This window comes from Anaeromusa sp., assembly GCF_028691475.1.
Lineage (GTDB): Bacteria > Bacillota > Negativicutes > Anaeromusales > Anaeromusaceae > Anaeromusa.
Window position 1 is genome coordinate 1 of the sequence record NZ_JAQUZF010000105.1, and the last position, 9,383, is coordinate 9,383.

A 9,383-nucleotide genomic window follows, 5' to 3' on the forward strand; every position below is an offset into this window, starting at 1 on the left:
AAGCATCCCGCCATGGATACCGCTCTGCAACGGGGCGGTATCCAATTAAAAACCAGCGGTATCATTGGCGTGAACCTTCGGTTCCGTTCAGGAGAACAGGTGGTTCTGAAACCGTGAAATAATCAATCCGAACAGAGCGGGAGAAAAATTGCCCTGTGACGGTCTTGTTTTGGTCGGTGATGATCTCCATGATTTTCGGATTGCCGACCAGGACCAGCGGGCACTTGGTTGCGTCATAAATGCGGCGCAGGGTTTCCAGTCCGTCCAGGCGGAGGAAGTGAGCTTCGTCAATAATGATCATGCGGTTGGAGTTTTTCAGGGCGCTGATGATGCTCTTTTCCAAGAACTTGTTCCGGCCCTGCGTTTTCTTGCCCATGGCCTCCAGCAGCTCTTCCATGATGTCGCGTCCGCTCCGGATGTTGGGGCTGCCGGTCATGAACAGGGCGGTCGGGTTGGTCTTGATGTAGCTTTCCAAAGAAACAGTCTTGCCGATGCCCGGCGCGCCGTAAATGACAATGATGTCGTTGCGGTCAGAGGCATATTTTAAACCAAAGTAGATTTCCCGCATAACAGCCGTTTCGATGATTTCCGGTTCCCTGACCGACCGTACGGCAGCTTCCCGCGCTTTGCTGGCTTCCAGCACCGGCAGGAGTTTCTTGGCTACGTTCTCACTACTTCCCTGGTAGGTGCCAGCCAAAAAGGCCGAAAGGGAAGCTCCTGAAATACCGGCTTGCTTAGCAAGCGCCCTCTGTGATATTTCGCCGGATGCTAGGAAAGCATTGGCCCAGACATGCACCTCGGTAGTGAATTTTTCTAGGTTTTTCGTAGCGGTCAATCCCCCTTCCGTCGTTCAATCTTGGCACCGGCCATCATTTCAAAGACACTCATGCCGTCCGTGCCGGTTGCTTGCTGTTGGTTATACCGCAGCGCGTCGCGCAGTTCTGCCGGTACCGGAGCCATTTCCGTGACGGTGGTCGGTTTCGGGTCAGGCGACTTGGGGCCGTATTCCTTGAACAGGGCCACGATTTCCGCCATGCTCGGCGCGTCGCCGCTTTGGGCGATTTGATAGGCCGGGTGAGCCTTGACGGCTTCCCATTCGGCTTTCTTGCGTGAGCCTTCGGCGTGCATCGTTTCGCTGTCCGCGTGGAGTCCGTCGATGGAGCCCACCGCCGTGGCCTTGAAGAGCGGACGCTCGTCCAAGTCGAAAACAAAGATATTGTTCGGGTCGCCTTGGCGTTGGCTGATAACCACGTCTTTGCCCTTGTGCAGGATCGTGTCCGGCGAATAGTATTCGCGGCCCTGGAAGGTGATGCCGTTGCGCCCGATCCGGAAGCGGCCAGTTCTCTTTTGCATGAAGTGCATCAGCACCGCTTCGGTCGTTTGCCGTACCGGCAGCCGTGTCCGGATGAAGGTTTCGTCCGGGCATTCGTTTTCCCGGCCCTTGCCTTGGGATGGTCGTTTATTATAGATGTGCCGGACATAGCCGTCGAAGATTTCCGTCAGCTGTTCCAGTGTGACATTGTACTTGGCCTTGTTGGCGTCGCCCTTGAGCTTGTCTGTTAATTCCTCCGGTCGGGAAGCAGTATTGCGTCCGCAGTAGGTGTCAAAATACGGGCAGAACCAGTTCGACATGTTCAGAAAGGCCACGCGTTCGATGTTCTTGGCGCGGGCGTTTTCCGGGATGGCAAAGTGGACAATGACGTCCAGCCGTTCCATCATCGGCACCACGCGCTGCCGATCGGCGTCAAGCGCCGCTTTCTTTTCCCGGAAACCTCGACCGGCAAAACGGCTGTTGCAATAGTCGCGGCCATTGTCGATGTAGATTTCGCGGGGCAGTCCGATGGCTGGGTCCAGCGCCGCATCGGCGAAAGTGGATGTGATGGTGTCCGTGTTCGGGTTGAGCGTCACCAGCCAGCTGACCAGCTTGCCGCTGCGCATGTCCATCCACGCCGTTACCCATGGCCGTACCCAGGTGTTACGCGGCCCCAGAATGAAGAAGTCGAATTTCCGATGGTCGCCGACGAATACCTGACCGCCTCGCACACTGGCCGGATCGCGCCTGGTGAACGTCTGGCACTTGTTGTAAAAGGCTTTTTTGCCTTCCTGCATGGCCACCAGCACCGCCATCGGCAGTTCCTTGGCAATCCGCCGCAGCGTGTCGTCGCTTGGGCAGGTGTCGCCGTTCTTCTTGGCCATGACCTCCAGCACCCGGCGGCATTCGCTGATTTTAATGTTCTTCTTCAGCAACCGGATGAACTCGACCATGAGCTCGTCGCTGATGGAAGAGCGCTTGCCCTTGCGCTGTCCGTAGGCGGGCAGCAGGGCGGAAATACCTTCTTTTCGGTACCCGCTTTGCCAGCGGTATAAAGTCGTTTTTGATATGGTTTCGCTTGGGTTTTGCCGGTTCCAGTCTTCCACGAATTCGTTGGTCAACTCCACCTTGCTGCCCTTGCGGAACCGGATAAATTCTTCGTATTCGTCTAGGATAAAATGGTTGCGGTGCGCCTTTTCGCGCGCCCATTGTGGAGCCATATCATACGGGTAGATACTTTCAGCGGCTTCTACTTGCGCACCCAGACCGTGTTCTTCAATGTACTTGGCCTGATATGCTTCTGGCAGAGCGTCCAAGGATATTCGGAGCGCCTTGCCTCCATTGCCGCCTTTCGTTATGTCCGTATAGCGCAGTTTGCCGTACTTTCCAAGAAGCGCATTTTTCTGAACAGCGCGTTCGCCGACTTCCAGCAGTGCCGCCGTTTCTGCTACCGTGAGCAGCATGTCAGCCATGACGTTCCGCCCCTTTCGGGAGCGGACGAGAGGACGGTTTTGGTAAGGAAGGCAGGGTCTTGACGATCGCCTGGCCATTCTCCACATAGGCAATGGTAGTCATTCCCGCCCGGCGGATGCCCAGGCAGAGGAAGCGGTTTTTCATTGCCGTTCACCTCCTCGCGCGCGGTTCCATTCGCGCTGCAGTTGGCTTTGTTTTTGCCGGATGGTTTTCTCCGCCTGTTGTAGGCGGCCCATTTCCAGCAGGTAGATTTCTTCGGACTTCACCATGCGCCCGTCAGCCGAAGCAGTTAGGATATCCATTATGGTGTAATCCTTAGTCAACTTGCAGAATATAGGGTAATATTCCGCTGGCATGCGGTGTCCTTCTTTGGATTCTGCCGTCCAGCTGTTTAGCATACTTTCAGTAATTTCTATTCCCAGGTATTCAGTCATTTGTCCAGCAATTGCATAGCGTTTAAGGCCGCTGTTTTTCATTGCTTCACTAATACCTTCTTTTATCCGTAAGCCTAATGGTTTCGTTTCAGTCTGAAAATACGGGGTGTCAAACTTTTGGGGATTAATATCCTCAATCATGTCAAATAAGCTAAGTTGATTTTTTTGATCGTTGTCTGGCTTTCGTTTGTGGTTTGCCATTGTGCACCTCCAAATGAGGGAGATATAATAAATATGAAAATATTTTTTGAAAACGGTCAGATAGGGTATAATTAAAAATATGATTGTTTTTCAATCATATTGGCCGGGTTGCAGAATGGGAGATGCTTGCGAGGCGGTTCCCATTCTGTGCCCATACTTCATTTTTCCTTTCATGCAACACCGGCTGCCCATTGCGGCCAAATTTCATTGATGTCTTTGCCGATAGCTTCGGCTATAACATCTTGAATTTTGCGGCTTTTAGCACGGCCATGAATAACATGGTATACCATTGGCGGAGTCACATGACATTTTTTCGCAATTTTATATGGGCGAACATCGGCCATCATCAAAGCAGCAAGAATTTCTCTAGGTTTCATTGTTTTGAAGCCTCCTTAAATGATGTTTTAATAAGGATTAAAATCACTTTACTCTGTTTGCAGTCATGCCTTTGATACCGATTAGCGGTGCGGAAGCTACCCGGCCTAATCTTTTACAAATTAATCGTTTTGCCTGTGTTCCGTTGTCAGCTTCTACGGTATAGACGTTTCCGCCCCAGGTGCGAACTGTGTAAAGTGCCATGCACTTTCCCTCCTTTCCTTGAACTGGAGGGGAGACAAATCTCCCCCGACCGGCCTTCACTGTTACTCCTTAGTGGAAATTGAAACTTGCTTGTAAAAGCAGTTTAGGGCGGTTACTCGTCAAGAGTTCTTTTGGCACTTTTGAGAATCAACTCACCAATTTTAACTGGCTGTTTTTCGATAAGGCTGCGCATTTCAGCCATTTCTCCTTCCAGCGATCTTACTAGACTTATCAATTTCAAACTATTGGGAGCAAATGGTTCCTGACGGTTTTTTTCTTTTAAATACCGCTGCCCATATCGGCCAACGGATGAACGACTAATATCAACGCCACGTTCTTGAAAGACATTTGCAATTTCTTGGTAAGTAAACCCGTCATCAATCATGGACTTTACTTCATCTGCAAACTTGTTGCTTTCCACTTTGCAATGGCTACGCTTGCCGGTTTTTTTACGTTGAATAAACACTTCGATTGCTTCGCCATTGTATTGATTGTCTTCCATTGCAAGTCTAGTTTCGAATAAAGTAACAATTTCGCTTAGCGTCAACCGTTTAGACAATTCGATAATTACCTGGTCAACTGTGGAAACTGGGTCTTCGTCCATGGTATAGCTGCCACTTTTTCTGAGGTTAGGTAATACCTCATGTGTAACCCAACGTTTAAAGGGTTTAGCTTCTGGTTTGCGGCTACCAAGGATGAGAGAGTATAGGCCGGGTTCGTTGATAATTGACGTTTCCTGGCAACCACCAGGGGTACAAATTGAGCTTGTAGCCTTTTCATCATTATCAAGTCGTTGTAGTGTCATCGAAACATCTGCCATTTCTAAAACACCGCAAACATCCTTAGCCACAAACCACGGTTCGCCATTAACGTTTACGGTACGTACCTGCTGCCCTTGGTAATTAAATACTTTTTGCAATTGTTTCATTTACTTACCTCACTTTTCTCCCGTTAGTCAGAACGGGTTTTTTAAGGGGTTCATAGCTAAACATTCCAGAGTTGCTATTTTTTTAACTACACATTTATTATATATTTAATAACAGATATTTTCAATGGCATTTTATCTGTTTATAGATTTTTTATTCAATAGGAGGTGATTTTTTGTCAGTTACTGATGATACGGTAGGTAAAAGAATAAAAGATCTTAGAAAGCATTTCCGTCTAACACAGAAGAAATTCGCTGATGTTATCGGGATTTCACAAGGTAATCTTAGCGAGATGGAGAAAGATAAGTTTTACCCTTCCGTCGAAACTGTAATATCTATTATTAAATATTGTCATGTTTCCGCTGATTGGCTCTTGCTCGGTTCGGGGCCAGGGCCAGACCCCCTTTATACGACAGAAACAATTGATAAAGCTTTAAAAAGAGCCGAGGAATTACTTAAGGAATTACCGGATATATGGAAGTATTATTGTTCCTTGCCTCCTTCGCGCAAATATGATATAGCTGAAAAACATCTTTTAATGCAATATTTGAATACGCCAGAGGAAATAAAAATAATCGAGACCATTTCTGACCCCGATTTAAAACGAATGATTAATGTTTTAAAAGAGATTATGGGAAGCGACAATCCTAACTTGCGAGGCTGGGCAATAGTTCAGTTTGAAAATGCTTTTAGAAAACACTGCGAAGAGTACGACAACAAGGAAGAGGATATAGAGGATTCTTGATTGAAAAGGTAGTGAATTATATGAACGTGCAAAACATCGTCTACCACGATCAGCAACGGAACGAAAACAAGGGGTTTGTACACATCACAACCCCCTTGTTTTACGGAGCATACAAAACGTCTCCAAACGGTCTGTATTCAATTGCTTGCTCAGATTCAGATTATTATGGAGAGTGTTCTGGCTTTAGAGAATATGGGCATGGCCGTTTTGCATTACTTTCCGGGCAAAAAATCCTACTTTTTGATAAAATGGAAAGACCTACTGACGGACAAGCTGCTGATAATGGCACTTTTATAATTAATGATTTGATGTTTGGAGACAAACTTAATGGAACTTTCTATGCCTTTGACTTTAAAGGAAACCTTCTATTAAAAAAATCTGTTAATGCAAACCTCTTAAATAATGGCATATCTGATAATGGAAGGTATGCATGTTTTCAAACCTGTCATACCGAAAATAGCCCCGATGCCAATAGTCTCTTTATTTACGACCTGGATTCCGGGGAACAAATAAGTAAATTTTCTCCTTTATCTGGCTGGGCTAAAAAATACCATTTCGACGCAGAAAATAATATAATACATTTATATAGCAAAGACGATAAGTTTTATAGATACACATTTCAAGGCGTTTTCTTGGATGAAGAAATTTGGCTTCATGATCGAGAAGAAGGGGCAAAAGGATATCTGGCATTTGATTTAGCAAAAGAAAAAGCAAAAAGCATATCAACAAACAATATAGATGATTATAAAGATGTTCTTTTCTTACTATTCCACTCTTTTGATGAATCCATGTCGGAGCATACACAATCACGCGTCAACAAACTACTGGGGGAAATATATCTAAAGTGCAACAATAAAGATTCTGCTATATGTTATTTTGAAAAAGCGATGATTCTTGATGAAAAAGTTGGCGTAAAAAGACTATTGTCCAAATTAAGATCATAATTATATATTTATTCAATTTAATGCATTTTTATACTAAACGTAAATGTTTTAAAAGTTCCTTACTCCAATACAGCCACGAATGCCTGAAACCCTTATGGAATCAGCTTCGACGGCTTTTTTTGTTTTAGTTCGCCAATGGTTCGCCAATCGTTCGCCGCAATCGCCGCCGCCAGGCCCCGAAATCCCGCCCCTAAAACGCCTTTGAACCAGTATTGAAGAGGGTTTGAAGGGTCTCGCCGTCGTGTCTTTCAATCGAGGACACCGCGCCGCCATTTGTCCACAGCCCTTCATTTTTTCCCAAACTATCTGCGGATCCGCGCGCCGCAGAAAAGCCCTTCTAACCGGCTTATCCTCTAGCTTCCCAGCCTTTCCCGTCTTTTGTCGGTTTTTCCCATACTATCTGCGGGTTTATAGCAGGTATGCGACTAGCTTCGCCGGTCTATGACTTCAACGGGAAAATGCTGCTCAGCCAGGGAGTGGTTTTATCGGCCAAGCACATTTCCCTCTTGCAAAACTTGCTTATCATGCAAGTTACTATTTGGGAAGACCGTTCGCCAAATCTGCCGGAAGAAAACATAGCGAACGAGCCGGAGTTTCCTTATATAGAAGAAGCGTTTGCAGAACCAGAACCGGTTTTAGACTTGTCTCCAAGAAAAGAACCCATTACATCGTCGGCTCCTTTTCAAATGCTTTGGGATGCTTTTTGGAGTCAATCTCCTCAAAGCGAATTAAGCATGCATTATCGTCGTTTGCTTGAGGAAACAAAACATATTTTCTCTTCAGCCCGTTTACACAGCCGCTTGGAGAAAGAGCTTCTTAATACCTTGGCCGGCGATATCCTTGTTTTAACCGCTTCCCCTGTGCAGGTGCTGCGCTGTTTGCATTTGCACCCGCGGAATTCTCCCTATATATTCCATCACACCTTGCATGTCGCTCTTCTTTCCGCCCTAATCGGCAAGCAATGCGATTTTTCCGAAGAACGGCTGCAGGCGCTGACGCTATCGGCGCTGCTGCACGACGTAGGAAAGGTGCGCATTTCTTTGGAAGTGCTGGGTAAGCAACAGCCCTTGTCGGAAGATGAGAAGGAAAAAGTTCGTTTGCATTCCCTTCTAGGCTTTCGGTTTCTTCAAAAGCAAAAAGAATACGACTTACCTGTTCTCATGGGCGTTCTGCAGCATCATGAGCGCTTAGACGGCAGCGGCTACCCCCTGCATACCAAGAGCGATAAAACGCATGTTTTTGCCAAAATCATCGCCATAGCCGACGTATACGACGCCATGACTTCGCAAAAAAGCTACGGCACCCAGCATAGTGCGTTTGTAGCCTTAGATGAAATCCAAAGCTCGATTCTCTCCGGCCAGCTAGATACGCACTGCGGACAAGCTTTCCTGAAGCTTATGCAGAATCATCTTGCCGGAGAATGGCTGGAGCTGACTGATGGCCGTTTCGCACAGCTTCTTTTTTGGGAATTAACCGGCACACATTCGCTGGTTGTACAAACCCCGGAAAAAGAAGTCTTGGATCTACAGGGAAACCATCTAGTCCGCCCCTTACGCTTTATCCCGCCTCTCTATTTTACTGACGGCAACACCCACTAGGCAGCCCACGCTGCGACGAGGAACGAACAATGGATATATTTGTAGCCAGACAACCAATTTTCAATACCCAATCCCAAGTAGTCGCTTATGAACTGCTTTTTCGCAACAGTGAGCTCAACCAAGCTGAATATGTCGACGATAATCAAGCGACCAAAGAAGTTTTGGTGAATGTCTTCCTGCAAATGGGCATTGATACCATTACCGAAGGTAAAAAAGCCTTCGTTAATTTTAGCGCGTCCTTGCTTCAGCAGCAAGTTCCGCAGCTTTTGCCGCCAGATGTACTGGCCGTTGAAATTCTGGAAACAGTCTCCCCCACGCAAGAGGTTATCGACGCCTGCGTGCAATTAAAAAAAGACGGCTATTGGCTGGTGCTTGATGATTTCATCCCGTCACCGGAGTGGCTGCCGTTGGCCAGCATGGCCGACATTATCAAAGTAGATTTTCGCGATGCTAAAAGTTTGCAAACTAAAAGCTTTCTCTACCGCCATGGCATCTATCATCCGCGTTTCTTAGCGGAAAAGATAGAAACCAAAGACGAGTTCTTGCAGGCCCGCACCCAAGGTTATACTTATTTTCAAGGTTACTTTTTCAGCAAACCCACCGTACTTTCTCAAAAAGAAATTCCCATTGTCAGCGCCCACCACCTATATCTTTCCCGCGAGCTTCACGCCCGTATTGTCAATGTTCATCGCTTCGAAGCTATTGTCAAACGAGATATGGCCTTATCCTACCAACTGTTAAAATACGCCAATTCCGCTTTTTTCGGCTTTCATTCGCCGGTTCACTCTATCCGCCATGCGGCGGCTCTGTTAGGGCAAAGGGAACTATCCAAGTGGATTGCCTTAGTAACCTTGCGCAGTCTCAGCAGCGAGCAGCCCCCGGAGCTCCTGCATCTCGCCGTTATCCGCGGCCGGCATTGCGAACTCTTAGCCGAACATCTTTCAACCTCTATGCCTCCTGATTATTTCTTCTTTACCGGCTTGTTTTCACTTTTAGATGCATTTTTAGGACGACCGCTCAAAAATATTCTTTCCTATCTCCCCATTCCAGACGATGTCTGCCAAGCTTTGCTAGGCCACCCCAACACACTGCGCCAGCTGCTGGATCTGGTTATTGCTTACGAAAAAGGCGACTGGCCGCAAGTATTGCAGTACAGCCGACAGCTCCAGCT

Annotated in this window: 10 protein-coding genes; 4 read left to right on the forward strand and 6 right to left on the reverse strand. The window is 47.2% G+C overall.

Annotated features, from left to right (window positions below; translation table 11 throughout):
* Positions 1–61 precede the first annotated feature (61 nt).
* The 6 genes from PHF27_RS11755 to PHF27_RS11780 all read right to left on the reverse strand — a co-directional run bounded on the left by PHF27_RS11755 (position 62) and on the right by PHF27_RS11780 (position 4,927).
* On the reverse strand, positions 62–835 hold the full coding sequence (locus PHF27_RS11755) for an AAA family ATPase (protein WP_300070244.1): 774 nt from the start codon (positions 833–835) through the stop codon (positions 62–64).
* Complete coding sequence (locus PHF27_RS11760) at positions 832–2,784, reverse strand: Mu transposase C-terminal domain-containing protein (RefSeq protein WP_300070247.1); 1,953 nt, start codon at positions 2,782–2,784, stop codon at positions 832–834. The genes PHF27_RS11755 and PHF27_RS11760 overlap by 4 nt, the downstream gene beginning before the upstream one ends.
* Positions 2,777–2,929 carry a hypothetical protein gene (locus PHF27_RS11765; RefSeq protein WP_300070250.1) on the reverse strand — a complete coding sequence of 51 codons (153 nt, stop codon included), beginning with the start codon at positions 2,927–2,929 and terminating at the stop codon, positions 2,777–2,779. Before PHF27_RS11765 ends, PHF27_RS11760 begins: the two co-directional genes overlap by 8 nt.
* Positions 2,926–3,420: a hypothetical protein gene (locus PHF27_RS11770; protein ID WP_300070253.1), complete on the reverse strand. Its 495-nt coding sequence runs from the start codon at positions 3,418–3,420 to the stop codon at positions 2,926–2,928. Before PHF27_RS11770 ends, PHF27_RS11765 begins: the two co-directional genes overlap by 4 nt.
* Before the next feature lie 170 nt (positions 3,421–3,590).
* Complete coding sequence (locus tag PHF27_RS11775) at positions 3,591–3,797, reverse strand: XRE family transcriptional regulator (RefSeq protein WP_300070256.1); 207 nt, start codon at positions 3,795–3,797, stop codon at positions 3,591–3,593.
* A gap of 314 nt (positions 3,798–4,111) precedes the next feature.
* Complete coding sequence (locus PHF27_RS11780) at positions 4,112–4,927, reverse strand: BRO family protein (protein WP_300070259.1); 816 nt, start codon at positions 4,925–4,927, stop codon at positions 4,112–4,114.
* A 173-nt stretch (positions 4,928–5,100) separates the two neighbouring features.
* Between PHF27_RS11780 and PHF27_RS11785 the strand changes: the two genes are divergently transcribed.
* The 4 genes from PHF27_RS11785 to PHF27_RS11800 all read left to right on the forward strand — a co-directional run.
* Positions 5,101–5,670, forward strand: a complete 570-nt coding sequence (locus PHF27_RS11785) for a helix-turn-helix transcriptional regulator (RefSeq protein ID WP_300070262.1) — start codon at positions 5,101–5,103, stop codon at positions 5,668–5,670.
* Positions 5,671–5,690: 20 nt separating this feature from the next.
* Positions 5,691–6,614 carry a hypothetical protein gene (locus PHF27_RS11790; protein ID WP_300070265.1) on the forward strand — a complete coding sequence of 308 codons (924 nt, stop codon included), beginning with the start codon at positions 5,691–5,693 and terminating at the stop codon, positions 6,612–6,614.
* Between the two features lie 419 nt (positions 6,615–7,033).
* Positions 7,034–8,212: an HD domain-containing phosphohydrolase gene (locus PHF27_RS11795; protein ID WP_300070268.1), complete on the forward strand. Its 1,179-nt coding sequence runs from the start codon at positions 7,034–7,036 to the stop codon at positions 8,210–8,212.
* A 29-nt stretch (positions 8,213–8,241) separates the two neighbouring features.
* Positions 8,242–9,383 (forward strand): HDOD domain-containing protein (locus PHF27_RS11800; protein WP_300070271.1); only part of this gene is annotated, 1,142 nt, incomplete at its 3' end.